The following is a 25,838-nucleotide window of genomic DNA, read 5'->3' as shown; positions in this document are numbered from 1 at the left end:
GCAATATGATAAGAGTCGTTAGCCTGGTTACAGTAGAGATTGTCGACCTTTAAATGAAAGTCAAATAGCCGTAGTCCTTCAGGGGATAACCTGAGGACTACGGTTTTTGTGTGCGCTGAGCAGTGTGCTTGGTGGCACGTTAGGTGTTCGGTATAATGCAGCTATCTGCGATATTTTTAACTTTTTTTGCTGAGAACCGTTACTTTTGATGGCCGTTATTCGTTGATTGGGTGTAAGGGGAGGGACAGATTGCAATTAAAGGCGTATGAAGACTGGCTAGCCGAACTGACGCAGGAACTTCAACGATATTTAGTCGGGCGGGGTGCACAGCGCGAGGTTGCCGAGGACATTTGCCAGGATGTTTTTGTGAAGGTTTTGGAGATGGAACTCGTATTACCACCGGCTGAACTCAGACCCTACCTTTACCGGGTAGCGTGGTCAACCTATCTCGATCACTATCGGCGAACACGCCGATATCGGGAATTGGTCACGCGATATATTCGACCAACCGGGGTTGTAAATCCTCCGTTGATGGCCGAGAATCCGGTATTGGTGCGGGCGTTACGACGTTTATCACCACGGGAATGTCACTTGCTCGTCTTGCGGTACGCGGAGGATCGACCGATTCGGGAGGTGGCGGTGCAATTGGGCATTAGCAGTTCAGCGGTTAAGATGCGGCTACAGCGGGTGCAACGAAAGCTAGAGAAGATTATGCGGAGGGATCAAGATGAACGAGAGTAAGAAGTTTCGACGACTGGCGCGGTGGGTGAAGATTCGCCGTTGGTTGATTACAGTGGGAATTGCCGTGATTGTGGTGGGGGCCGCGCTACCAATCGCCTATAAATTAACCCAGATGCGTGCGGCCAAGGAATCGAATGCAATCATGCAGGCCATGACGTTGAACCAAGAAATTATGGCCCCAAATATTCAAACGAGTGACCAATATTTGGGGAATACGTCGATAATGGGTGGTGAGGTCATCAGTCACCGCTACAAGGAGATTGAGGGGTACCGGGTACCATGGTCAACGGCAAGTGGCAACTACACGTGGCTCGGTGGCGGCGGTGATACGCTGGCAAATGCCACCGACTGGGGGGACACGGCCGACGGGGGCCTATACGATCGGCTCACGCAACAGAAGATTCCACTGTTCTACAATACCCGGGTTAAGAAGCCGGAGATCAAGGTGACTCAGGCGATTAATCAGGTCGCTCGTTCACAGCGAGCCGTGGCCGAAATGGCGATTACCTTCAAGCAGCCACTGACCTATCGGCAGGTCCGCGCCAAATTACCGGCCAAGCTACACGCCCAATGGTATTGGATTGGGGTTGATGGCCAGGCGGATTCAACCATGATGGATAATAATTTCTTGGGTCTGCAGGTACCATCCATAAAGCATTCAGGCCGACTAACCACCGCGGATTATCAGCCATTTGTGGCGGCCCTACGCGAGGAAGGCCAAGCGTCATCGGGGATGTCATATGATAAGTTTGATCTCAGTAAGTTTGCCAGAAAGTACGCCAAACAGCATCCAACGTTGCGTCAGGCCAAGTTTGCCGGTGTGATTGTGACGGGCAATAGCGAAGATTTTACGGCATTGACGCAAGCCAATTGGATCTATGCCAGCTCGGTGGGAATTTTTAAACCACGGACCGAAATTAAATGATAAAATGATTAAATCGCCTTGACTTTTTTCTAATTAAATATTAATGTTAATGGCAATCGCGTGGCGCCATTACGGTAGATGTTGTGGTGGACGCGTAAATTTAAGGAGCGAATGTCTATGCCAGAAAAAAAGACCGATACCCTACAGACGGCGATCGATCAGGCCTTACAAGCCGATCGACCCCGATTAGCTAAGTATTTAAGCGTTGAAACGGTTGCGGCCAAACACCTCGGGATTGCCGAAACGGTCAGCGTGATCGAACAAGCCTTTCAGGATTTGGGTGCGGTGGTGACGGTCTGGCGGGACATTCCGGGCAGTAATCCCTTTGTTTTTGCGACATTACCGGCGGGGCCTAATGGGAACGCCGACAAGACATTATTATTCTACAATCACTACGACGTTCAGCCGGCAGAACCCTTGGAAGAATGGGATAGCGCCCCCTTCCAGCTCACGGAAAAAGACGGGCGATACGTGGCTCGTGGCGCGTCGGACGATAAAGGTGAACTGATGGTGCGGTTGTCTGCGGTCAAGGCCTTACAGCAGACCGGTGGGCTCCCTTGTAATCTGAAGTTCGTACTCGAGGGTGAAGAAGAGATTGGCAGTCCCCATATCCAGCCAATGACCGAGAAGCACGCGGCGGATTTAGCGGCCGATGCCATCATCTGGGAGACCGGTGGCAAGGATGCAGATGAGAACTTCCAAGTGACCTGTGGGGTCAAGGGCATTGTCAGCTTCAACGTTACCACCAAGTCGGCCGAAAGTGACCTGCATTCCTCGCTGGCTACCTTTGTGGATAATGCCGTATGGCGGTTAGTTCAAGGCCTCGCGACGCTGCGGGGAGCCAAAGGCGAGGTGTTGGTCGATGGGCTTAACGAAGGTGTGAAGCCGTTAACGCCCACCGAGCAAGCAGCGATCAACGACTTACCCTTTAATGAAGCCGCAACACGCCAAAACTTTGGCCTGAAGTTGCCATTACTCTCGGATAAGCCGGCGGAAGCACTGGTGAACCGACCGTCGATTACGATTAACGGTATTTCCGGTGGTTACGAGGGCGATGGTTTGAAGACCGTCCTGCCAAAGGAAGCCCGGGCCCAGTTGGATTGTCGGTTGGTTCCCGGCCAGGATCCACGTCACGTGGCCGAGTTGGTTCAGCAACAATTGAATCGCAACGGGTTTTCCGATTTACACGTGTCCTACAATCAAGGCGAACCAGCCTTTCGTTCCGACCTGACGGATGACTTCGTTCAGACGGCGGTCGCCACGGCCCATGAGGTTTACGGCGACGCGGTAAAGCTGGTTCCCAATGCCGGTGGGAGTGGGCCACAAGCCCCCTTTGCCGAGGCAGTGGGCGCCCCCATCGTGTCCATTGGGTCGACTTGGGCCGGTTCTGGGGCGCATGCACCAAACGAAAATGTTCGCGTCAAGGATTACGCGCAGGCAACGCGGTATACGGCGCGAGTCTTACAAAACTTTAGTCAAAAGTAACTTTTAATAAAGGATTTCAGAGAGAATCAGTTGCTTAAAAAAACGCGCGTTATCAGTAGGCCGAAAATGGCCGTAGCTGATAACACGTGTTTTTTAAATTTGAAATTAGTTGACGACGATGTAGTAACTTGCAGGCCAGTAAGTTTGGCTGAAGACGCCGATACCATCGGATTCATTTTGGGCGGCAACGTATTGGCCATTCCCCAGAGAGATACCGTCGTGGTAAGGGGCACTGTCGGATCCCCAGAAGAGGATGGCGCCGGCAGGGGCGTTGGCCACGTCATAGTGGTGGGTACCCAGGTTGGTTTGTTGATAGGTCGTCCGGGCACTCAGACCAAAGGCGTACTGCACCAGGCCGGAGCAGTCAAAGCCACTGAGGGAGCTACCTCCGTAAACGTAAGGGACACCGCTATTGGCAACGGCGAGGGCCTTGGCGACGGCGCTGTTAGAGCTGGCGGCTGGCGTGCTGGTCGTGGCAGAAGTTGCCGTGTTCGTCGCGGTCGCTTGATTGGCCGTGTTGGTGTGTTGGTAGCTGGTATTTTGGGCAGTGGCCGTGCCAGTCGAACTGGTTGTGGTCGTTGCCGCTGGTGCTTGCGTGCTGACCTGCGTAGTTTGGGCGGTGTTGGCACTGTTAGTCGTGGTCATATGTGCCGAAGCAGTCGTGGTGCCGGTAAGGAAAAGGGCTGCGGCACCCAGGGTCGTCACTAAAATTTTGGTCGTTGTGGTTTTAATAAATGTCACTCGCAATCTTCTAAGTATTTGGTAGCCAATTAGCTGACTACAAAACTGAGTATAGCGAAGAAAAATTGCGGGGGCGTATCAGTCAAGTGACAAACGAATACCGATTATATGACGGGATATGTCAGACGAGTTAAACGGTTACGTTGCTATCTAGCTGACCGTTTTAGTTGCTTGGCGGGTGAAATACCTGCGATTAAGGCGCCACCGAGATTTTGGCCAAAATAAAAACCCGTTAGTCGCGCAACTAACGGGTTCATCGATGGAGGCGGCGGGGATCGAACCCGCGTCCTAGCATATTGCCAACTTAACGTCTACACGCATAGGCAGACTACTTAAAGTTTCACTGAACAACTTGCCGCCTGTCAGGGCCAACATGTCCAGCTAACCTGATTTTTCTCTTCTACCGTACTTCAGGTGGGAGTCGTTAGCGTAAGTCTGTTAAATTTAGGACCCAGATCTAGACCACAGACAAACCTAGGAGGATCTACGTTAAGCGCCTATTAAGCAGCTAAAGCGTAAGAATTGTTATTATTTTTTGCAGTTATAATAAACTGGACCTTTTAACGTAGATGCCGCTACGGCGCGCAGTCAAGCTTCAACCTATACCAGTCGAATCCAGAACGCCCCCATAAATTGATACTCATCTAGTTTAACATACCGGTGGGGGAGTGCAAACAATTTTGCCCAGTCCCACGTAATTTAAGGAAAAAAACGGCAAGCCAGTATAGTATAATGGGGAAGTAAGCAACCAGATGGCACGGGCTCGCCGGAAAAAGTTACAGAAACTTCATGGTTCTATCATGACAGCTTCTGATTGACCGCGTAGTTTTAGGTCACTATGACGCACAAACTTTTTGCCGGCTCCGCATACAGTTAGCCTAACCTTGGGAGGTAGCAATGAAGTTATTAATGATTGAAGATAACCATTCAGTTTCACAGATGATGTCGATGTTTTTTAAGAAGGAGCAGTGGGACGCGGAATTTGCGTACGATGGTAATGAAGCCGTTGAAATGTTTAAGGCCGCACCCAACGATTGGGACATGGTGACGTTGGATCTCAACCTGCCCGGATTAGACGGGATGCAGGTGAGTGCCGAGATTCGCAAACTGTCACCAACCGTGCCAATTATCATGTTGACGGCTCGTGATTCGGAGAGCGACCAAGTGCTTGGCTTGGAAATGGGCGCGGATGATTACGTCACCAAGCCCTTCAGCCCCATTACGCTGATTGCTCGGATCAAGGCACTTCACCGCCGGGCCGAGCTGGGCCCCATTTCTAAGGGGACCGAGACGGCGCCGTTGGATGATACCGAAGCCTTCGACGTGGTGACGGAGAATTTCAAGCTGAATACCAAGACGCGAGAGGCCTATTTGAACGGCAAACAAATCCATGACTTGACGCCGAAGGAATTCGATCTCTTGAAGACCTTGGCTCAGAAGCCGCGACAGGTCTTCTCCAGAGAACAGCTCCTGCAATTGGTCTGGGACTATGAATACTACGGAGATGAACGAACCGTAGACGCCCACATTAAAAAACTACGACAAAAAATTGAAAAAGTTGGTCCACAGATTATTCAAACGGTCTGGGGTGTGGGTTATAAATTCGACGATAGTGGAGCAGATCAGCAATGAAGCTAATGTATCAACAAATGCTGGGATTTTTTGCGGCGATCATGATTATCCTGATTATCATGGGGGTGTCCTATTCCCAGATGACCCGGCACATGGTCTACAGTAATACCTGGAATTCGCTGGAAAAATATTCCAACAGTTTAATTGAACAGTCCTTACGGATCAGTTCACAAGATTCGCACACGGTTAATTTTGATACGACGTCGCTGGAGAGCAGTGAGCAACTTTTGCAGAATCAGGCGATTAGCACCACGATCTACAGTGCCAGCAATAAGGTGGTCTTTCCGGCCAGCGTTTATCAGCAGTCGATCAAGTCGTCTGACTGGAAGAAGCTCAAGAATAATCAAATCATTCACAAAGTGGTTGATCGTCGCGTCCGTAATAAGAATGGTCGGGTCAGCCCAGCCATGACGGAAGTGATGAAACCGTACTTTTACAATAACCGCTTGGTTGCCGTGGTGGTGATGGGGGCGTTTGTCTCCGATATCAATACCAGTGTGAACCAAATCAATCGTAATTTGATTCGGGCGTTACTAGTGTCCATTGTGGTGGCCATCGTGGCCAGCTACATCCTAGCACGCTACTACACGTCGCGGATTAACCGGCTGCGAAAGGCCACTAATCAAGTGGCCAAGGGAAATTACGATGTCGAGATGACCAGTAAGAATCGTGATGAAATCGATGACCTGATCAACGATTTCAACGGAATGGCCCATTCGTTAAAGGACTCACAAGAAGAGATTCAACGGCAAGAACAGCGTCGGCGTGAATTCATGGCGAACGCGTCTCATGAGATGCGGACACCATTGACGACCATCAATGGCTTGTTGGAAGGCCTCGCCTATGACGCCATTCCGGAGGAGAGTAAGGAAGAAAGCATTGATTTGATGCGGAGCGAAACCAGCAGGCTGATTCGGCTGGTCAACGAAAATCTGGATTACGAAAAGATTCGTTCCAACCAGATTTCGCTCAATCTTCACGAATTCAATGCCGTGGATGCGCTCCATAATATAGTAGAACAATTAAAACAAAAGGCCGACGATAGCGGGGATACACTCGAATTACAGTCGCCTAAAGAAATTCCGGTGTACGCCGATTACGACCGATTTGTTCAAATTATGTTTAACATTGCACAAAATGCGATTCAGTTTACCCAGCACGGGACGATCACGTTGTCTGCTCAACGCGGCTACGAAGAAACCATCGTCAAGGTGGCCGATACCGGGATGGGGATGAGTGAGGAGCAGTTACAAAATATTTGGGAACGGTACTACAAGGCCGATCCATCGCGGAAGAACACCAAGTACGGGGAATCCGGACTTGGGTTATCCATTGTTCACCAGCTGGTTCAATTGCACCATGGTAAGATTAGTGTGACCAGTAAGGAGAACGTGGGAACGACTTTCACCGTCATTTTCCCCGACCAACACCAGACCAATTCGGAACGGGCCAAAACGGATTAATTGGCGGAAAGTAAACCACTTGCTGTGTTTATGGCGTTCTCGTGATACAATGAGGGGAACCATTAAGGAGGAAACTATTGAAACGCGTACAAATTACTGGGAAGTCCGTTCGTAAATTTGAGGACGGCTATCCCATCGTATCTTTAACAGACTTAGAAAATGCCCAGGACTTCGACAACGGGGCTTGGGTGCAACTCGAAAATCACGGCCATTTTGTGGCCACAGCTTACTTTGCCAAACAACACCGCGGGGTTGGGTTTGTCATGAGCCTGCGGGAAAATGAAAGTATCGATGAACGCTTCTTTACCAGTAAGTTTCGGGCGGCCGTTGCCAAGCGCGCGGCGTTTGCCGACAGTCCCGCTTACCGGTTATTTAACGGGACCGGAGACGGCCTCGGTGGCTTGGTCGTTGACGTCTTCAACGGACAGTATGTCTTTCGTTGGCAGAACAATGCGATTAAGCAACAGGCCAAGCTGATCTATGCGGGATTTGAGCGCATTGTTGGCAAGGGACAGACGATTCTGGCCGAGGTTCCGGGACAGGAGCACCTGCAGTTGGTCAGTGGTCAATTGGCAGACCAACCAACCGACATTTTAGAAAATGGGGTCACGTACCCCGTCGATTTGACGGTCAGTCGGCAACAGCTGGCGTTGGAATTTCGTGATATTCGGGCCTGGGCCAAGGCAACCAGCCAACAACGGCGAATCTTGAACTTATTTAGCGCCGAAACGGGTCTGGTGACGGCCGCGATGCTTGGCGGCGCAATCGAAGCGGTGACCGTTGATCCGACCAATCGAGCAACGACTGCCGTTCAAGCCCAGTTAGCGGCGAACAACTTTGATCAGGCGGCCGTGGAGATGCGGACGATGGACGTGGCAAATTATCTGGACTACGCCGTTAAGCATGGGCTTACCTTTGACACCATCTTCATCAATCCACCGGCCTTTATTCGCGGGAAGAAGCGGGCGTTCACGTTAGAACAAGACCTGCAAGACCTGCTCGAGCAGGCGTTGAAGCTGGCCAAGGCGGGAACGCAGGTGGTTGTGACGACCACGACACCAACCTACAGCATGAAGCGGCTGCGCGAAACAATTCAGGACGCGGTACAAAATTATACCGGTCATGTAACAGTTTCCAACACGTACCTGTCACCTAATGACTTTTTGACGAATCGTGCCGACCGTCATAGCGAGGCCTTAAAGGGCGTTCAGTTGACTGTCGATTAATTGAAAACAGTTTGAAAAGCGTTGTCAAGAATCCCAACCGGTAAGATAGACCACTTGCCGATTGGGATTTTTGCTAAGTATTTATAGTTTACATTTAGAATCGAAAACAGTAGACTTACTATTGCTAAATAAAAAACGCTTTCAAGAAAATAACGCAGAATTGAAACGAGAGTTGAGGTTTACAAATGGGTATTTTACTAGCTTTAATCCCCACGGTCTGTTGGGGAAGTATCGGATTGATCAGTGGTAAGTTAGGCGGAACTTCTTACCAACAAACGTTGGGGATGACCGCAGGGGCCGTTTTATTCGGTCTATTTTCAGTCTTTTATTTTCACACGGCGATTTCCGGCATGGCAATGATTGTGGGGATTGCTTCGGGACTCTGCTGGTCCGTTGGGCAATTTGAACAATTCCAATCCATGAAGTTTATCGGTATCTCGCGGACGGTGCCCATCTCTACCGGGTTACAGCTGGTAGGAACGGCGTTGGCCGGGGTCCTATTGTTCCACGAATGGAAGACGGCGCGGATGGTTACGATGGGGACAATTGCCGTCATCGTCTTGATTGCCGGGGCAGCCTTAACGTCATTGCGGGATGCCAAGGCCCAAACGGCTGGAACGGGTCAACCGATGCAAGCCGGTAAAGGGGCAACTGCCATTATTATTTCCACGATTGGATACGTGCTCTACACGGTGATCGTGAATGCTTCGGGCCTGCCTTCAAAGACGGTCATCTTCCCGCAATCGCTGGGGATGATTCTGGGAGCTACGATTTTCGTTCTATTCTCACGGCAAAAGGTGATGCACAAGGCGACGGCCAAGAATATTATGACCGGGATCGTTTGGGGAATTGGGAACTTCTTCATGTTCATGGCCATTCCTTCGATTGGTCTAGCCATCAGTTATTCGTTGGCGCAATGTGGAATTGTGATTTCAACCTTCGGGAGCATCTGGCTCTTGGGTGAAAAGAAGACGAGTCGCGAAATGGTCTACATCACAATTGGCTCACTATTGGTCGTTGTGGGTGGGGTTACCCTAGGTTTGATGAAATAGGTTACATTTGGTTGATAACGATGGTTATCGACCTTTTTATTTACAAAAAATTTGGACTATACCATTTACATCGTGGCAGTTTGCGTTATAATGGACTAGTCAATAACAATAAAAGTGAGGTTTTCTGAATATGGCACATATCGCCTTTGATCTTTCGAAACTTGAACCATTTGTTCATGACAACGAATTAGGAGAAATGCAAGCAATGGTTACGGCGGCGGACACGGAGTTACGCCAAGGAACCGGTGCCGGGAGTGACTTCCGTGACTGGTTAACGTTACCTAAGGACTATGACAAGGAAGAATTTGCACGGATTAAGGCCGCAGCGAAGAAGATTCAGTCCGACTCTGCTGTGTTAGTCGTCATCGGTATCGGGGGATCCTACCTGGGTGCCAAGATGGCCGTCGATTTCTTGAACGATACGTTCTTCAACTACTTGCCAGCCGACAAGCGGAACGCCCCGCAAGTCTTCTTTGCCGGGAACTCCGTCAGTGCCGATTACGTCCATGATTTGATCAACCTGATTGGCGATCGGGACTTCTCCGTCAACGTGATTTCGAAGTCTGGGACTACGACGGAACCATCCATTGCCTTCCGAATCTTCAAAGACATGTTGATTAAGAAGTATGGTGAAGCAGGGGCCAAGGACCGGATTTACGCCACGACGGATAAGAAGCGCGGTGCCTTGAAGACCGAAGCCAATGCGGCTGGGTACGAATCCTTTGTTATCCCGGATGGCGTTGGGGGCCGTTACTCCGTCTTGAGTGCCGTTGGGTTATTGCCTATTGCGGCCTCAGGCGCCAACATTGACGACTTAATGCAGGGGGCTGCGGATGCGCAAGATGCCTACACGAACCCTGATTTAACTAAGAATGAAGCCTACCAATACGCCGCTTTACGGAACATTTTGTATCGGAAGGGCTACACGACTGAATTACTGGAAAACTACGAACCACGTCTGCAGTACCTGGCAGAATGGTGGAAGCAATTAACCGGTGAATCCGAAGGTAAGGATCAAAAGGGGATTTACCCATCTTCTGCAAACTTCAGTACTGACCTGCACTCATTAGGGCAATACATCCAAGAAGGACAACGGAACCTGATGGAAACGGTTGTGATGATCGACAAGCCACGTACTGACGTTGATGTTCCAACGGCTGACGATGATTTGGATGGCTTAGGCTACCTCCAAGGTAAGAACATGGGCTTTGTGAACCAAAAGGCCTTTGAAGGGGTTGTCTTAGCCCATACCGATGGTGGCGTGCCTAACATGAGCGTTCATATCCCAGATACGACGCCATACACGCTGGGTTACCTCATCTACTTCTTTGAAGTGGCCATTGGGATTTCCGGTTACCTGAACGGGATCAACCCATTCAACCAACCCGGTGTTGAAGCTTACAAGACCAACATGTTTGCGCTTTTAGGCAAGCCAGGGTTTGAAAAGTTAGGTAAGGAACTTAACGCTCGTCTGTAATTGTAGAATAACGAAACGAGAGGCACTCAATTCGATTGAATGGGTGCCTTTTTTGTTGGCATCGGGAGACCAAATCCCCTTGTTGTGGGGGATAGACGCCGTAAAGCTAGTGCGGGGTGAACCTATTCAAGGTCGAAATGACTGTTAGCAGAAATGTTACAGCAAGTGAAGATTTTGTTACAGATGTGTCATACCCCTTGAGAAGTGAGAAATGGCCCCGTATAGTGGTAGAGGGAAAGTTAAACTAGACATTACTGTTTCAATCGGAGAAATAGGGACTTAAGATAGGGGAGAGAATTTTAGTGAAGGCATCAAAGAAGAATTATGGGCTTTATACGCTAATCTTTGTTGGATTAGTCGTGTGCCTCTATGGCATCTTTATTCTGACGGGGAAGTCGTTTATTTGGGAAGGGGACGGCTTAGCACAACACTATCCCGTTTTGGAAAAGTTCTATACCTGGCTACACGCCGGGAGTTTATCAGGGTGGTCTTGGAATCTGGGCTTAGGCGCGGACAAGATGACGACCTTCTCTTACTATGTCCTGGGCGATCCCTTTAGCTACCTCATTTGGTTCTTCCCGAAACATAGCATTGAAATGGGCTACAACCTGCTTATTTTATTGCGATTATACGTGAGTGGGTTGGCCTTCATGCTATTTGCCCGGCAACGCCACTTCAAGCCGGGAAGCCAGATGTTGGGAACGTTAACGTATACGTTTACCGGATACTCGCTGTACGTCAGCATTCGACACCCGTTCTTCCTATTGCCAATGATCCTGTTTCCACTGTTGGCCTACGGGATTGACCACATTTATCTGGGGAAGACTTGGGTACCCTTGACCGTGTTCACTGGTTTGGCGTTGATTAGTAACTTTTATTTTGCCTACATTCTCGCAATTGGGAGTCTGGTCTACGCCGTTCTACGGTACTTTGCCGTCCGTGAAACGATTGCGCAGAAAGGCTGGCCACTGATTATAAGACTAGTGGGCGCCGGATTGGCGGGTTTCTTGCTAGCCGGTATCATCTTTATCCCATCGTTAATCGGGGTCTTAACCTCGACACGAGCGACGGGGAACTTTGCCAACGGCTACTTTATTTATCCCTTTAGCTACTATCTACGATTGCCGAATGCGTTAGTGACGACCGGGAATGCGATGCGTTTCTGGGCGAACCTCGGGCTAGCGGGACTGACCTTCTTGAGCTTGATGTACGTGGTGCGGCATGCACGGCGGTATCTCTGGTTTGATATTGGCCTGTTGATCTTAATCATTGGGTCGCTACTGCCGGAAGTCGCCGCAGTCATGAATGGGGGGACTACGCCCTCACAGCGGTGGCTGTTACTGGGGTGTTTAGCCTTTAGTTTGGCCGTGATGTACTTTATCGACGCATTACCGCGGATTGACCGCAGCGACCTCTCGGCGATGATTGTGGGAACCCTCTTCTTGTTGGTCCTGGTCTGGGCCGCCAACGGGTTTATTTTCAGTAATCAGCCACATGATCTCGTCATCTATGGCTTACTACTACTCACGCTTGGCGCCATCGTGGTGGGGCACTTCTATCAGTGGTCACGTCACCAGGTGATTTGGACGTTGCTCGGGCTCTTGTGCCTGAACATTGTGGCCAATGGGTATGGTTACTTCAGTCCCAATTCTGGGGGCGCTAGTAATCAACTGTTGACGCGTGGCGTGGCTAGCAAGTTCCAGAAGAACTTTTATGATGGGGCTGAGAAATACGTCAAGCAACAGCCCGGCTTTAACCGGAGCACGATTAGCAAGTATTATTACTACAGTAATGAAGCAAAAACCAACATGGGGATGAACCTAGGTGCTCATGACATCATGTCCTATTTCTCGATTCAGGATGGTTCGGTGGGTGAGTTCAGTGAAGAATTGGCGAACTCGCAGTTCAAGATGAACAAGCCCATTAATCAGGCGGATAATCGAACGACCATGAGTAACCTACTGGGCGTAAACTACATTTTTGCCCGTAGCAATCAGCTCAAGACACAAGGGTTCCCTTATGGTTATACGCCGGTAAAAAAGAATGGTCGGGTACTGACCTACCAGGATCAACCGGTTCACGATTTGGGAAATAACTACGATACGGTTATTTTGAAGTCAAAATATGCCCTGCCCCTGGCTTACCTGCAGACGAAGCAGCTCAGCCAAGCCCAGTTCAAGCAACTGAACGGGAGCGATAAGGAACAGGCACTCACGGTCGGAGCGTTACCGGAGAAACGGGTCAAGGGCGTTCCAACCACGTCGTACCACAGTCAGAATCGGACCTTGCGTTACCAGACCAAGGCGGACAACAGTACGGTGTTGGACAACTTACGCCAGGTGATGAAGTTCCGGCAACAGGGGAACCAGATGGATCCGGATAAGGTGACGACGACCAAGTCCTCACTGATGAAGAATAACCAAGATCGGTCGGTCAATATCACGGATGATAAGGCGCGGTTGCGACAGCTGACCAAGCAAAACCGGACGGCGTTGGCGAAAAACAATCGGGCTAACCGGACAACCCTACACAAACTGATCAGTGATAACCAGAATCAGCCGGTGACGTATCACTTACACCTCGAACACCCTAAGCAAAACAAGGGAACCGAGCTGTATTTGGAACTAGACGGTATTCAGGCTGAACGGTTCTCGGTGGCTGATAAGTATCGGGCCGCTAAGGCGACCAAGGCTTTCAGTAATCAGGCCTTTACGGGGATTGCGCGGCTCAATCAGCTACGGTCAGCTATTTGGAATCAGAGTGATGGGGCATACGGTGTGACGGCCACAACGGCGAATAACGTCACGAGCTTTAATCAACTGGGACAGTCGAACCTGTCGGATTATCAGAAAAAGCAGCATGTGCTCTTGAATCTGGGCTATTCGGATAAGGCGCGGCAAAATATTAAGTTAACGTTCAAGGGAGTCAAAAGTCTGTCGTTTAAGTCGGCTAAGGTCATTGCAGTGCCATTTGGTAGCCAATATGCACAACGGATGACGCACCTTCAGCGGCAGGGATTACAGGGCCTCCACGTTAAGGATAACCGTGTGACGGGAACGTCACGGGCAACGCAGGCCAGCGTCTTGACGACGTCGATTCCGTATAATACGGGGTGGAAGCTGAAGGTGGATGGCAAAGAACAGCCAATCACCAAGGTGAATGTTGGTTTCGTGGGTGCTCGGCTTTCAGCTGGTAACCACAAGATTGAATTAACTTATCGGACACCAGGACAACGATTGGGGATGGCATTGACCGCACTCGGCGTTCTCGTACTTCTGATAACGGGCGGCTACCATTATTGGTGGCAACGACGACGGTAAATTTAGAAAAAAGCATCTCTCGACACGTCGGGAGATGCCGGATGAAGCGGTACTTCGTGTAAAAGCGGGGTGCCGTTTTGCGTTTAATTGTAAGTGAAAAAATCCCAAATTAAGGTGATTGCGAGGCCAACGAGAAAGGCGAGTTCAGCGAAAAAGTAGTGATGGGGTGGTGTCTGTCGTCGGCCCATCATTGACGAAACAGTCCTGTGCGGGGTGCGATGATCGAAAAATAGTGGTCAAACGGTGACTGATCCAGCATTTTAGGTGCCTCCTTAAGCGATCTAACGGTACAGACCAATCTTAAAGGATGGACAACGATTTGACAAGAAGTTTATCTATTTAATTATTTATAGCATATCATTAAAATTATAAAAAGCCCGGCAATTTTTGGCGGATGGTTGAGCGGACGTAAAGTGGCTTAGGAGGCGGTTTGCGTCGTTCGAGAGAGGATGGTGAACTTCTCGATGACAAACTGCTGACGGGCGTTATAGTGGCCGTATACGGCGACCTGTGCGCCAAGAGTGGCTTGGTAGAGGAAATTCAGGCCGTGTTGATGAATTAAACAGTTCAGCTGGACGCCTTCTGCCGTTGTAAGTTTTGCGAAGAGTAAGAGGGGGGCGAGTTTTAAAACTTTGGGTGTGCCGGTAATTTTGCCATTTACGGCGCGTTTTGTCATTGTGATCACCTCAATCACCATTATACGAACAAGCGTTCGGCAAAGCAACTCGTCGTCTCTAACTTTTTTTAGCGTGCCATGATTTTTATAAATGAGCATAGCTTGAAAATAATACGATCATTTTTAAAGAACAATCATGGCTCTTCGCAAAGTTTTCGCTGGTTGTGGTGAATGATCCTATTGCAAAGAATTTGCAAAGATGAGGTTGCTCGTCGACGATTTTAAGCAAAACAAAACGTCCTGTAAACGCTGATACTACAGCACTTACAGGACGTTACGTACGTTAGTGAATCTCTAATTATCACCCGCACGGGGCTCGAACCCGTAACTCCGCCTTGAGAGGGCGACGTCTTAAACCAGTTTGACCAGCGGGCAATGTCATTAACTAGGCAATTACTAATGTACGCTAGTTGCTAAAAATTGTCAATTGTTGTTTGCATAAAATTACATGAAAATGGGAATTCATACAGTTTACTGAACTTTTTCGTGAAAATGAGTTGACACTAATATCCAAACAAGTTACTATTAAATAGTTGTTTCGACAACGAGCCTTATTGGGTATTCGCCAAATTGGTAAGGCAGCGGACTCTGAATCCGTAATTTACTGGTTCGAGCCCAGTATACCCAATCATAGCGTAATCATTAGTCATCGTAGGAGCTTATAAAGCCCGCTATGATGGCTTTTCTTTTGCTTTCGGTGGTTATTAGTCGCCATAAATTACGACGAAATGACAGCCAATTGACAGCCAAAAGACATTCAGTTTGGAAAGTCACAATGGTGGCTGGAAAACAGGGCAAGCGATGAGTTTCCGGGGCGATTCGTTTTTCCTTAGCAGCAATTTGTTTGTTAAAACCTGGGTCAAGGGTGTAAACCGAACCGGAGCCAAAATCGGAGCCAAAAATTTTCTAAAAAAAGTGATTCTGACCGAAGTTAGAATCACTTTTTGAATGGCTATATTGATCAGCTTGAGTGTTGATCAAGTTTGATTACAAACGTTTAGGCGTGGCGTTCATGATACCAGAGGCCCAAGCTTGCGAACAAGAGGGCAAATCCGGCAAGTGTCAAAATATGATTGCCAGTCTTATGTTCACCCGTTTGTGGAAGCTTACCGCTAGCATAATGACCGGATGCGGATGAAGTGCCCGCACCATTGGTTGACGCGCCAGATGCGCCAGTAGTTTGTCCGGCTCCATTGTCTCCTGAACCGCCATTACTGCTCGAAGGATTCATTCCTGAGTTGTTGGGCGACGTGACACTAGGATTCTCTGAAGAACCCGGCGTTTCTGGTTCTGCTGGCGTGGTTGGCGTCGTACCAGTTTCAGGATTCTCAGGTTCAGTTGGCGTGGTTGGCGTTGTGGTGCCCGGATTTTCAGGATTCTCAGGTTCAGTTGGCGTGGTTGGCGTTGTGGTGCCCGGATTCTCCGGATTCTCAGGTTCAGTTGGCGTAGTAGGAGGCGTCGTGGTGCCCGGATTCTCAGGATTTTCGGGTTCAGTTGGCGTAGTAGGAGGCGTCGTGGTGCCTGGATTCTCAGGATTTTCGGGTTCAGTTGGCGTAGTAGGAGGCGTCGTGGTGCCCGGATTCTCAGGATTCTCAGGTTCGGTTGGCGTAGTAGGAGGCGTCGTGGTGCCCGGATTCTCAGGATTCTCAGGTTCGGTTGGCGTAGTAGGAGGCGTCGTGGTGCCCGGATTCTCAGGATTTTCGGGTTCGGTTGGCGTAGTAGGAGGCGTCGTGGTGCCTGGGTTCTCAGGATTCTCAGGATTCTCAGGATTCTCAGGTGTGGTGCTACCGCCAGAGAGAGCCGTATCTTTAGCAGATACTGAGACTGTGGCAGAAGAACCTGCTGTAATGTCAAATGGAAGTGGTGCTGTATTTAAAGCATAGCCTTCAGGGGCTTGTGTTTCAACGAATTGATAATGTCCCGCTGCCAAATTAGAACACGTGAGAACACCTTCTGCATCAGTCTTCAGGCCAGATTCTAGAACATTGCCGTTGGCATCTTGTAGTTCATAGATAGCGCCAGCCAGAGCTTTACCGGTTGCGGCATCGGTTTTGGTTAATTTAACGTTACCCAGGTTTTCATCTGTGGTATTGTTATCATCTTCGTTACCGTTACCGTTACCACTACCAGTGCCCCCCCAAGCGATACTGGAACCAACATTTTGGCCGTTTAAAGAAGCACTATTCTTCCAAATGCCACTCGTGCCAGAGACGTCTGGCTTGGTGTGGTAGGTCATGTTGACCGCCGTGGTGACATCATCAAACGTAAAGATAACGGTATTACCACTGGCGTCAACACTTGGGGTCAGAGAATTGCCATCGCCGACAAAGTTACCATTTGCATCAAACTTACCCGTGGAAGCCTGGACACTTCCAGGAATGTAGGTTTGACCAGGGCCAAGGTTATCGGTAATGACCGTTTCACCTAAGTGCGTACTGTTTGGGTTAAACGCAATATTCCAGGTTAATTGCGAAGGGGTTCCGTCTGAGTTATGGCCGGAGACCCAACCAATCTTGTTGATCCCCCAATCAAGCCCAACATTTTCATTTTCTTGGGTTCCTTTAACGTAGAATTGAAGCGTTCCTTCACGGTTAGTCGCGGTGCTAGCTAAGGCATCGTTGAACGTAATTGTCCCGGTCGTGGCACCCTCGGCAATCGAGAATGTCCCAATCTCGGCGCCGTTGTCATCATAAAGTGGAAAACTGATGTCCTTATAACCGACAGCGTTTTGTGGAAGGTTAACCGTTACCGTATCGCCGGCTTGAATAGGTTCACCATCTGGAATCCCCCATTGATAATGCACTTCGTAGTTGTCCCATTTACTCAGATCGCTACCGTTGGGAATGGTTTTGCCGCTGGAATCTGTAATCGTGGCATCATTTTCGCCTAAACCGGAAACGCTAACTGTACTAGCGTGAGCAGAGATGCCGCTAGCACCAAAGCCACCGATCAAACAGATCATGACAGCTATTAGAAAACCAATCACAACGTGTGCTTGTTTTCTTTGCATTATAATTCCTCCAATCGCCTCAAATTAGTAGTCGACTGGTTGAGTCATGGTCAATCAGCGTAACTGCTGAGATTAGAAATATCTGATATGAGATATCTCACTTCACTGCTCTACTTTCACTATAGTGCGATTTTGACCGGTGGGGGAGCTGAAGGAACAAAATGGTCATGTTGAGAAAGGTGAGATGGTTAACGGAGCCGGAACACCGGTTTCCCGTTGACTTCGGCTCTCAGTTGCGACCACTGAAGTCACATGGAAATAATTTGATTGCTAAGTGAGTACGCGGATAAGATGTTTACAGGATTGGGGCCTAAAAAAGCAAAGAAAAAAAGCCACTCTAGAGAATGACTTGCCGTTTAGAATTTATCGCCGTCTAATTTGAATAAATGTGGTTTGCCGTAAAACCAGCCCTGACACAGATCGATCTCTAACTCATCGGCCATGTCTGCCTCGTCTTGGTTTTCCACACCCTCTAGAATTAACCGTAGTTTGTACTGGTCGGCAATCGACTTCCAGAACTTCAGATTCTTGGGGATCTCGGCTTCGCGTCCCTCTTGTCGAAAGTTTTGCATGGCAAACTTGATTTCACTGGCATAGGGCAGAATCGGTTTGAGGTGCTCATATGTATTAATGCCAGTGCCGATATCATCTAGACTCAACTGGATACCGTGATCATCAAAGAAGTGGACTTGCTCGATGATCTGTTGGTTGGTGACGTGCTTATCTGTCCGTTCTTCGGTGACTTCTAGCACTAGGTTGACGGGATAGATTTGTTTTTGCGCCGCAATGATGGCCTGCGCAATAGTCGGCTCAATGAACTGGCTCTGGTTAACATTGAATGATACGGAACCAATCTTTAACATGAGCTTCTTTGCCGTTCGCGTAATCAGGTCGGCCTGAATATCAATCGGAATGGATTCAAAATCGTGTGGAAGCGTCCATTTACCGTCAACTCGTTGGCGAATAAGCAGTTCATAGCCAATGAGAGAGTTGTTGAGAACGTCTAATTGTGGTTGTAAGAAATAACGATACATAAATTCTCAAATCCTCCTTCTGTAAGCGGTCAGTTACTATGATACTTTATTTTGCCGAATTAAAATAGGGGTTTCGGTTAAAAGGGGGGAAGGTCATAGCCGTTATGTTACAGGTTCGCCGATTCGAGTAACAAAGTGCTATAGTATTATCGGCATATTTGGATTATAGTTATAACAATGGATTAGTTATGCTGACAATCTTATTTGTCGATAATAAATTAATGTACCATTGCTTCCCATCGTGGGAAAACTACTGAAAACAAGGAGATTGATCAGATGACTTGGTCAGTTTGGTTGGTACCACCGATGATTACCAGTATCTTCTTCGTCTTGGGCGTCATCACCCTTTATTGGTCAATCTTTAATTGGGCGACTTCTAAGGCGGAATCACAAAACAAACCGGTGAATGTTAAAAGGGTTCAAACCATTGTTGGTTTAGTTTGTGCCGTGACTTCCGTGTTTGCCTTGCAATTAATCGTGCGCGATAGTCACTTGTCGTGGACCTTTACCAATTTTCAATTGCTACTTTTGATTTTCGTTGCGTATTTTCTTCAGGTTAAGATCCCTTATTGGGCGGTCTTTTTGGCCGGTATTGGCTTCATGCTGTTGAACGGCAACATTAATCAACCTCTATCTTGGACTTACACGTTTCTATTTGTCTTTTTCTATGTTTTTTCGTATGTGCAGAGTACCCATCTGTGGCGCGCGCCGTTTACCCGTTATGCGATTGTGGCCGTGGCGTTTGCCTTGCCGCTCTGGTATCTCGTCAAGTTACGGTTCCACTTGCCATGGTCGACGTATCTGGACGAAATGATTAACTATTTGATTCTGGTTGTTTTGATGTATGGTTACTTTAAAATTCAGGATAAGGACCGCCGGATTAAGGATCGGCTCTTTCAGTCTGCCAACTGGGACGCACTGACCAAAGTCCAAAATTTCGCGGCGTACGATCGGGCGATTGGCTATGAATTTCGTCAGAGTGCCACGCACGGCCGTGATTTATCCATGATGATGTTTGATATCGACCATTTTAAACACGTCAACGATACGTACGGGCACCTCGCTGGTGATGAAGTACTTAAGCAAGTTGCTCGAGTGGTGACGAACACGCTTAAGGCGCAGGACCCTAAGATTGTGCTCTACCGTACGGGTGGGGAAGAGTTCAACATCATCTGTCCCAACTATACGGTTGATCAGACGGAGAAATTGGCACAGTCCGTGTTCGATGCCGTGAAGGACCTGACGATCACGTACAATGACGTGACCATCAACGTCACCATTTCCGTGGGTGTCTCTGCGTTAAGCCTGAAGGACAGTAACCCACTGGATTTCTACAAACGGGTCGATGCCAACTTGTACCGGTCTAAGCAGAATGGGCGGCAACAGATTACGGTTGGATAATTTTTAATTAAACTGGGCAATAATTCGTGAAATGCCGCGGATTATCGTGTAAAATAGGCTTCTAGTCAGGGGGAAACCCGTGACGGATTGGAGCGATCACCGTGATCTTTTTATTACTTCTGTTATTGTTACTGTTTCCACTGTTACGCCTAATGTTCGGCTTGGCAGGCTGGCTGTTAGGAATCGTGGGAACGGTCATTATCGGGGCCATCGTTCTCGTCGCTTTCGCGGCACTGTTCCGGTTCTTCATCGTGGCGGTGCTGGTCGTTGGCGGCGGACTGTGGGCCTCACATGCCTTGTTTAGTTAATGTGAAGGCGACAACGCTGGTTGACGATAAATGTGATAAATAAAAAAGCTTCGGCCTAGCCGGAGCTTTTTTTGACGGTTCGCTATTCAAATGACATTTCTACGAGGTAGGTGTGTTCACTCGTGACGTAACCGGTGGTAATCCAAACTTGTTGGTAATCGAGCTTGGAACTCTTAGTGCGTGCGAAGAAGTCTTCCAACAGGTCGCCGTTTTTGGCTAAGAAATCATCGCCCATGCGGTTAACCAGTAAATTGTTTTCCGGAAAGTAAATATCGGCGTTGGCTACTGGTACCGTGTCGGGCACCCCAACGGTCACGACGTTACTGTTCGGCTGGGGAATGAATTTAACTTTGTCTTGGTGTCGGTGAATATAGGATAGAACATTATAAATTGAATCAGAGTTGCTCGCCACAGTTGTCTTGCTCCCTTCGGTGTCTATATTGTAACAAATATTTTTGCGTTTACCAGTAGTTCGCGAAGAGATAATCCGTTATTGCAAACGAATTTCAGGCGAGTATAATTGTCGCATATGTAGTTTACACAGTTTCCAGAGAGAAAAAAGAAGAAAGAAGGCCAAAATTCAATGATGCGACTTGCCCGAAAACACTTGGACTGGTGGGCAGTAGTCCTTGCTGTGGGCTTTATGATCATTCAAGTTATTTGTGATCTTTCGTTGCCAACGCTAACTTCCGATATTATTGATAAAGGGATTGCGCAAAACGACATTGGCTACATCTGGCAAACCGGTGGGAAAATGCTCCTGCTGAGTTTTATTGGGGTGTTGGGTTCTGCAGGTAACGTGTACTACGCGGCCACCCAATCGCAAAAGATGGGCCAACGGATTCGGTCGTCAATCTTCAAGAAGGTCACGTTTTCCTCAACCGAAGAGTTTGAAACGGTGGGGAACGCGTCACTGATTACCCGGACGACCAACGATGTGGTGCAGATTCAAAACGTCATGGTACAGATGTTGCGGATGATGTTGATGGCGCCCATCATGTTAATTGGTGCCGGCGTCTTGGCCTATGTGAAGAGTCCCAAGTTGACGCTGGTCTTTTTGGTGGCATTGCCCGTCTTGGCCATCTTTACCGGGGCCATCATGTATTTTGCGGTGCCCCTATTTAAGAGTCTGCAAAAAAAGATCGACCGGATTAACCTGACTTTCCGTGAAGGTTTGACCGGGGTTCGGGTCATCCGAGCATTCAATCAAGATCAGTTTGAACAGGATCGCTTTGAAGGTGCCAACCAAGACTATACGCGGACTGGGATTAAGGTCTTCATGATTGTATCCCTGATGTTCCCTGTCATTACGTTAATTATCAGTGGAACCAATATCGGGATTGTGTGGTATGGTGGTCAATTGATTGCGAGCCAATCGATGGCTGTCGGGAATTTGGTGGCGTTCATGACATATGCCACCCAGATTCTGATTAGCTTTATGATGGTTTCCATGATCTTTGTCTTCGTTCCCCGGGCACAAGCTTCGGCGGCGCGGATCAACGAGGTCATGGACTTGAAGTCTAAGATTAACGATGCCGATCAACCCGTTGATTTGACGGATGATGCGGCTAGTCTGGCATTTGATCACGTGGACTTCCGTTACACCGGGGCCGAGGAGTTGGCTTTGGCGGACGTGAACTTTAGCGCGACGGCCGGCCAGACGGTGGCGATCATTGGGGGAACCGGGTCCGGGAAATCCACGCTGGTTAACCTGATCCCACGGTTATTTGATCCCGAGAGTGGTCAGATTCGCCTGAATGGCACGCCCTTAACGGCGGTGAGCCAACACGATTTGCACCACGCTATTTCAATCACCCAACAAAAGGCGGTTCTATTCTCCGGCACCATCAAGAGCAACATGGTCTACGGGATGCCGGACGCGACGGACAGTCAGATTTGGCACGCCTTAGATGTGGCACAAGCCAGCGACTTCGTCAAAGAAGAGGGCGGCTTGGACGCAACAGTTGAACAAGATGGGGATAACTTCTCCGGTGGTCAACGACAACGGTTAGTCATCGCCCGGACGATTCTGAAGCGCGCGAGTGTCTACATCTTTGACGATTCCTTCTCCGCTTTGGACTTCAAGACCGACTCCTTATTGCGGCAAGAGCTGCGAAAGGATGAACAGGTTCAAAACGGCGTGACGGTCATCGTTGCGCAACGGGTCTCAACCGTGGCTGATGCCGATCTCATCTTGGTTATTGATGGTGGGAAAATCGTCGGTCAAGGGACCCACGAAGAACTCAAGGCAACCAACAAGACTTATCAAGAAATTCTGGACTCACAACTCCGAAAGGGGGATGTCGTCGATGCGTAATGGACGCGGATCCGTAACCAAACAGCGGCCACAAAGTTTCTGGGGCACGACGATTCGGCTCTTCCGTTACATGGGCCGTTGGATTCCAGGCATTGTGATTGTGCTTATTTTTGCTGCAATTGCGGTTATTTTACAAATTAAAACCCCTAAAATTTTGGGGAAAGCAACAACTGAATTGTTTAAGGGTGTGCTGAAGGGACAGGCGGAATTAAAGGCCGGGCTCCCGATTCACAGTCTACCCGTCGACTTCGGTAAGATTGGTCAAATCCTATTGGTCGTGGGGATCATGTATGCCGCTGCGGCCGTCTTCAACGTGATCCAACAGGTCATCATGAACTGGATTGCCCAGAAGGTCGTTTACCAACTGCGGCGAGATCTTAAGCAAAAGATGCAACATCTGCCGATCAGCTATTACGATACCCATAGCAACGGGGATCTGATGTCGCGGATGGCTAACGATATGGATAACATCGGTGGGACGTTGCAACAGACGCTGTCACAGATGGTGACCAGTGTGCTGACGTTCTTCGGGGTGCTCTACATGATGCTGACGATTAGTGGCTGGTTGACCTTAGTGGCCTTACTTTCCGTGCCACTGAGTTTGGTCGTCGTCATGATTGTGGCGCCAAAGTCACAGCGATTCTTCGCGAGTCAACAGAAGAACTTGGGGCTCCTTAACGATACGGTTGAAGAAACGTATGCTGGCCATACCGTGGTCAAGACGTTTAACCGCGAACAGGCGACCCAAGAACAGTTCGAGCAACACAACAAGAAGTATTACCAATCGGCTTGGAAGGCGCAGTTTGTCTCCAGCCTGATCTTCCCATTGATGAACTTCGTGAAGAACTTAGATTACTTGGCCGTTGCCGTCATTGGTGGGATTCAAGTCGCTAATGGCCAAGTTAGCTTGGGGAACGTGCAAGCCTTTCTGCAATATACTAACCAGTTCTCACAACCAATTACGCAGATGGCCAACTTGACCAACACCATCCAGGCGACAATTGCGTCTGCCGAACGGGTCTTCGCGGTCTTGGACGAAAAGGACATGGACGAATCCGCCGACGCAGCATTACCTGCGCAGACGGCTGATGCGGGCAACGTGATTGAATTTGATAACGTGGCCTTCCAGTACACGCCTGAGAATCCACTGATTGCAGACTTCAATCTGAAGGTGAAACCGGGTGAAATGGTCGCGATTGTCGGCCCAACTGGTGCCGGGAAGACGACCATCATTAACCTGTTGGAACGCTTCTATGACGTGGAGGCCGGTCAGATTAAGTACCGTGGCGAACCGACAACCAAGGTGTCCCGATCAGAACTGCGGAAACACTTTGCGATGGTGCTGCAGGATACGTGGCTCTTCACCGGGTCGATCTTCGATAATATTCGGTATGGTCGGGAGAACGCGACCAATGAAGAGGTCTATGCGGCGGCCAAGGCGGCTCATGCGGATACCTTCATCCGGCAACTACCGGATGGCTATGATACCGTCTTGAACGAAGCGGCTTCGAACATCTCACAAGGCCAACGCCAACTGTTGACGATTGCCCGGGCCTTCGTGGCCGATCCGGATGTTTTAATCTTGGATGAAGCCACAAGTTCCGTGGATACACGGACGGAAATGCTCATTCAACAGGCCATGGAACGCTTATTGGCGGGGCGGACGAGCTTCGTGGTGGCGCACCGATTATCCACGATTCAAAACGCGGAAAATATTGTGGTCATGAACCACGGCCACATCGTTGAAACGGGGAACCACGACAGCCTGTTGGCGGCCGATGGCTTCTACGCCGACCTGTACAACAGCCAGTTTGCGGGCAACAATCTTGCCTAATGGCTTGCTCAAAACGATACGGTAACACAGGGCCCTGGACGCGACTTGTTCGGGGCCTTTTCTATATCTGGCGAAACTTTGTCAATCCAGTAGTCAGCCACCAAGGTTCCGGGGTAGAATGGAATGGAGAGAAAGATGAGGCGATAGAAGTGACGTATCCACAGACAAAGGCGGCATTACAGCGGTTAATCAACGAGGGTATCGTTCCCGGGGTAAGTTATGCGTTTATCGATCAAGATCGCGTGGAGACCGGTGAATTAGGGCGAGCGGCCCTGGTCCCCCATAGCGAGACTTTACGGCCGGGGATGGTGTATGATGTCGCTTCACTGACTAAGGTAGTTGGGACTTTGAGCGTCACGCTACAACTTCTGGCGCAAGGGCGGCTACGGCTGACCGATTCCTTGCATGATTGGCTTCCCGCCTGGCAAGACCGACGCGTAACCATTCGCCATTTACTCACGCATACATCGGGAATTGTGGGCTATATTCCCAATCGTAATCAGCTAGCGGCACCGGATTTAACGGCGGCCTTACTCAAACTTCACGTGGGGCCAACCTTTAATCGCAAGATGGTTTACGCCGATGTTAATTATATTTTTATGGGGTGGATTGTCGAACGGATCTTGGGAGAACCCATCCAGAACGCCGTGCAACACCGAGTGCTGACGCCACTAGGAATGGTGCACAGTACGTTTACGCCTCAGGACCCGCAAGCCTGTGTGCCCACGGCCATAACGCGTGAGCGCGGCTTGATTCGCGGCGAAGTTCACGATCCCAAGGGATTTGTCCTGCAACGCCGCTGTGGGTCAGCGGGGCTCTTTAGCACGGCTCGCGACTTGGCCACGTTCTGTCAGGCTTATCTGTATCCCGAAAAGGTGGCCGGAATCCTGCCGCCAACCTGGGTGCACCGTCTAACGGCCGATTGGACGCCGAACGGTCAGGCTAATCGGTCCTTGGGCTGGGCGTTAACTGCCTCGCAGTGGCCCACCAGCCATCGGCTTATCTGGCACTCCGGCTTCACGGGCACTTACTTGGTGATTGATCAAACGGCCAAACAGGCCATGGTGTTTCTGTCGAATCGGGTCCATCCGGTTGCACCAAACCTGCCGTATCTCGACCAGCGCAATGCCGTGATTGGTACGTATCTAGCTGAAAAGTAAGGGTGTAGACACAGAGTACTGCATGGTCAAAAACTA

19 protein-coding genes, 2 tRNA genes and 1 other RNA gene are annotated in these 25,838 nt (G+C 49.4%); 15 read left to right on the top strand and 7 right to left on the bottom strand.

The window, feature by feature from the left end; all coding sequences use genetic code 11:
- Positions 1–249: 249 nt before the first annotated feature.
- The 3 genes from HEQ50_RS02055 (at position 250) to HEQ50_RS02045 (ending at position 3,151) form a co-directional block, all read left to right on the top strand.
- The gene (locus HEQ50_RS02055; RefSeq protein WP_168898797.1) at positions 250–741 is read left to right on the top strand and encodes an RNA polymerase sigma factor; all 492 of its coding nucleotides are present in this window, start codon (positions 250–252) and stop codon (positions 739–741) included.
- A complete protein-coding gene (locus HEQ50_RS02050) occupies positions 728–1,666 on the top strand; it encodes an anti sigma factor C-terminal domain-containing protein (protein WP_168898796.1) in 939 nt (312 codons plus the stop codon). Before HEQ50_RS02055 ends, HEQ50_RS02050 begins: the two co-directional genes overlap by 14 nt.
- A gap of 117 nt (positions 1,667–1,783) precedes the next feature.
- A complete protein-coding gene (locus HEQ50_RS02045) occupies positions 1,784–3,151 on the top strand; it encodes a M20/M25/M40 family metallo-hydrolase (protein WP_168898795.1) in 1,368 nt (455 codons plus the stop codon).
- A 105-nt stretch (positions 3,152–3,256) separates the two neighbouring features.
- Here the strand turns inward: HEQ50_RS02045 and HEQ50_RS02040 are convergent, their stop codons facing one another.
- On the bottom strand, positions 3,257–3,892 hold the full coding sequence (locus HEQ50_RS02040; RefSeq protein WP_334427165.1) for an NlpC/P60 family protein: 636 nt from the start codon (positions 3,890–3,892) through the stop codon (positions 3,257–3,259).
- A 257-nt stretch (positions 3,893–4,149) separates the two neighbouring features.
- Positions 4,150–4,520: a transfer-messenger RNA gene (gene ssrA / locus HEQ50_RS02035) on the bottom strand.
- Between the two features lie 269 nt (positions 4,521–4,789).
- On the opposite strand from ssrA, the gene HEQ50_RS02030 reads away from it, so the two are divergent.
- The 6 genes from HEQ50_RS02030 to HEQ50_RS02005 all read left to right on the top strand — a co-directional run bounded on the left by HEQ50_RS02030 (position 4,790) and on the right by HEQ50_RS02005 (position 14,062).
- Complete coding sequence (locus HEQ50_RS02030; protein ID WP_168898794.1) at positions 4,790–5,524, top strand: response regulator transcription factor; 735 nt, start codon at positions 4,790–4,792, stop codon at positions 5,522–5,524.
- Positions 5,521–6,987 carry a HAMP domain-containing sensor histidine kinase gene (locus tag HEQ50_RS02025; RefSeq protein ID WP_168898793.1) on the top strand — a complete coding sequence of 489 codons (1,467 nt, stop codon included), beginning with the start codon at positions 5,521–5,523 and terminating at the stop codon, positions 6,985–6,987. Before HEQ50_RS02030 ends, HEQ50_RS02025 begins: the two co-directional genes overlap by 4 nt.
- Before the next feature lie 77 nt (positions 6,988–7,064).
- Positions 7,065–8,213: a class I SAM-dependent methyltransferase gene (locus HEQ50_RS02020; protein ID WP_168898792.1), complete on the top strand. Its 1,149-nt coding sequence runs from the start codon at positions 7,065–7,067 to the stop codon at positions 8,211–8,213.
- 185 nt (positions 8,214–8,398) lie between these two features.
- Complete coding sequence (locus tag HEQ50_RS02015; RefSeq protein WP_168898791.1) at positions 8,399–9,265, top strand: GRP family sugar transporter; 867 nt, start codon at positions 8,399–8,401, stop codon at positions 9,263–9,265.
- Positions 9,266–9,395: 130 nt separating this feature from the next.
- Complete coding sequence (locus HEQ50_RS02010) at positions 9,396–10,742, top strand: glucose-6-phosphate isomerase (protein WP_168898790.1); 1,347 nt, start codon at positions 9,396–9,398, stop codon at positions 10,740–10,742.
- A 302-nt stretch (positions 10,743–11,044) separates the two neighbouring features.
- Positions 11,045–14,062, top strand: coding sequence for a YfhO family protein (locus HEQ50_RS02005; protein WP_168898789.1), 3,018 nt, complete (start codon positions 11,045–11,047; stop codon positions 14,060–14,062).
- Positions 14,063–14,480: 418 nt separating this feature from the next.
- Here the strand turns inward: HEQ50_RS02005 and HEQ50_RS02000 are convergent, their stop codons facing one another.
- Both HEQ50_RS02000 and HEQ50_RS01995 read right to left on the bottom strand, forming a co-directional pair.
- Complete coding sequence (locus HEQ50_RS02000) at positions 14,481–14,738, bottom strand: hypothetical protein (RefSeq protein WP_168898788.1); 258 nt, start codon at positions 14,736–14,738, stop codon at positions 14,481–14,483.
- 301 nt (positions 14,739–15,039) lie between these two features.
- Positions 15,040–15,113 (bottom strand) — tRNA-Glu (locus tag HEQ50_RS01995).
- Positions 15,114–15,293: 180 nt separating this feature from the next.
- On the opposite strand from HEQ50_RS01995, the gene HEQ50_RS01990 reads away from it, so the two are divergent.
- Positions 15,294–15,366: transfer RNA gene (locus HEQ50_RS01990), tRNA-Gln, on the top strand.
- A gap of 369 nt (positions 15,367–15,735) precedes the next feature.
- On the opposite strand, the gene HEQ50_RS01985 is transcribed toward HEQ50_RS01990, so the two are convergent.
- Entirely contained in the window at positions 15,736–17,748 is a 2,013-nt protein-coding gene (locus tag HEQ50_RS01985; RefSeq protein WP_168898787.1) for a SpaA isopeptide-forming pilin-related protein, read from the bottom strand.
- Between the two features lie 356 nt (positions 17,749–18,104).
- Entirely contained in the window at positions 18,105–18,782 is a 678-nt protein-coding gene (locus tag HEQ50_RS01980; RefSeq protein WP_168898786.1) for an EAL domain-containing protein, read from the bottom strand.
- A gap of 276 nt (positions 18,783–19,058) precedes the next feature.
- On the opposite strand from HEQ50_RS01980, the gene HEQ50_RS01975 reads away from it, so the two are divergent.
- Both HEQ50_RS01975 and HEQ50_RS01970 read left to right on the top strand, forming a co-directional pair.
- A complete protein-coding gene (locus HEQ50_RS01975; RefSeq protein WP_232842644.1) occupies positions 19,059–20,183 on the top strand; it encodes a diguanylate cyclase in 1,125 nt (374 codons plus the stop codon).
- A gap of 101 nt (positions 20,184–20,284) precedes the next feature.
- Entirely contained in the window at positions 20,285–20,491 is a 207-nt protein-coding gene (locus HEQ50_RS01970) for a hypothetical protein (RefSeq protein WP_168898785.1), read from the top strand.
- An 82-nt stretch (positions 20,492–20,573) separates the two neighbouring features.
- On the opposite strand, the gene HEQ50_RS01965 is transcribed toward HEQ50_RS01970, so the two are convergent.
- Positions 20,574–20,903, bottom strand: a complete 330-nt coding sequence (locus HEQ50_RS01965; protein WP_168898784.1) for a hypothetical protein — start codon at positions 20,901–20,903, stop codon at positions 20,574–20,576.
- 171 nt (positions 20,904–21,074) lie between these two features.
- On the opposite strand from HEQ50_RS01965, the gene HEQ50_RS01960 reads away from it, so the two are divergent.
- The 3 genes from HEQ50_RS01960 to HEQ50_RS01950 all read left to right on the top strand — a co-directional run bounded on the left by HEQ50_RS01960 (position 21,075) and on the right by HEQ50_RS01950 (position 25,802).
- Positions 21,075–22,808, top strand: coding sequence for an ABC transporter ATP-binding protein (locus tag HEQ50_RS01960; protein ID WP_168898783.1), 1,734 nt, complete (start codon positions 21,075–21,077; stop codon positions 22,806–22,808).
- The gene (locus tag HEQ50_RS01955; RefSeq protein ID WP_168898782.1) at positions 22,801–24,642 is read left to right on the top strand and encodes an ABC transporter ATP-binding protein; all 1,842 of its coding nucleotides are present in this window, start codon (positions 22,801–22,803) and stop codon (positions 24,640–24,642) included. The genes HEQ50_RS01960 and HEQ50_RS01955 overlap by 8 nt, the downstream gene beginning before the upstream one ends.
- Before the next feature lie 149 nt (positions 24,643–24,791).
- Entirely contained in the window at positions 24,792–25,802 is a 1,011-nt protein-coding gene (locus HEQ50_RS01950) for a serine hydrolase (RefSeq protein WP_168898781.1), read from the top strand.
- The last annotated feature ends 36 nt before the right edge of the window (positions 25,803–25,838 follow it).

The sequence above is a fragment of the Lactobacillus sp. HBUAS51381 genome, assembly GCF_012641095.1.
GTDB lineage: Bacteria > Bacillota > Bacilli > Lactobacillales > Lactobacillaceae > Levilactobacillus.
The sequence above is the reverse complement of the archived record's forward strand: the minus strand, read 5'-3'. Positions and strand labels throughout refer to the sequence as shown.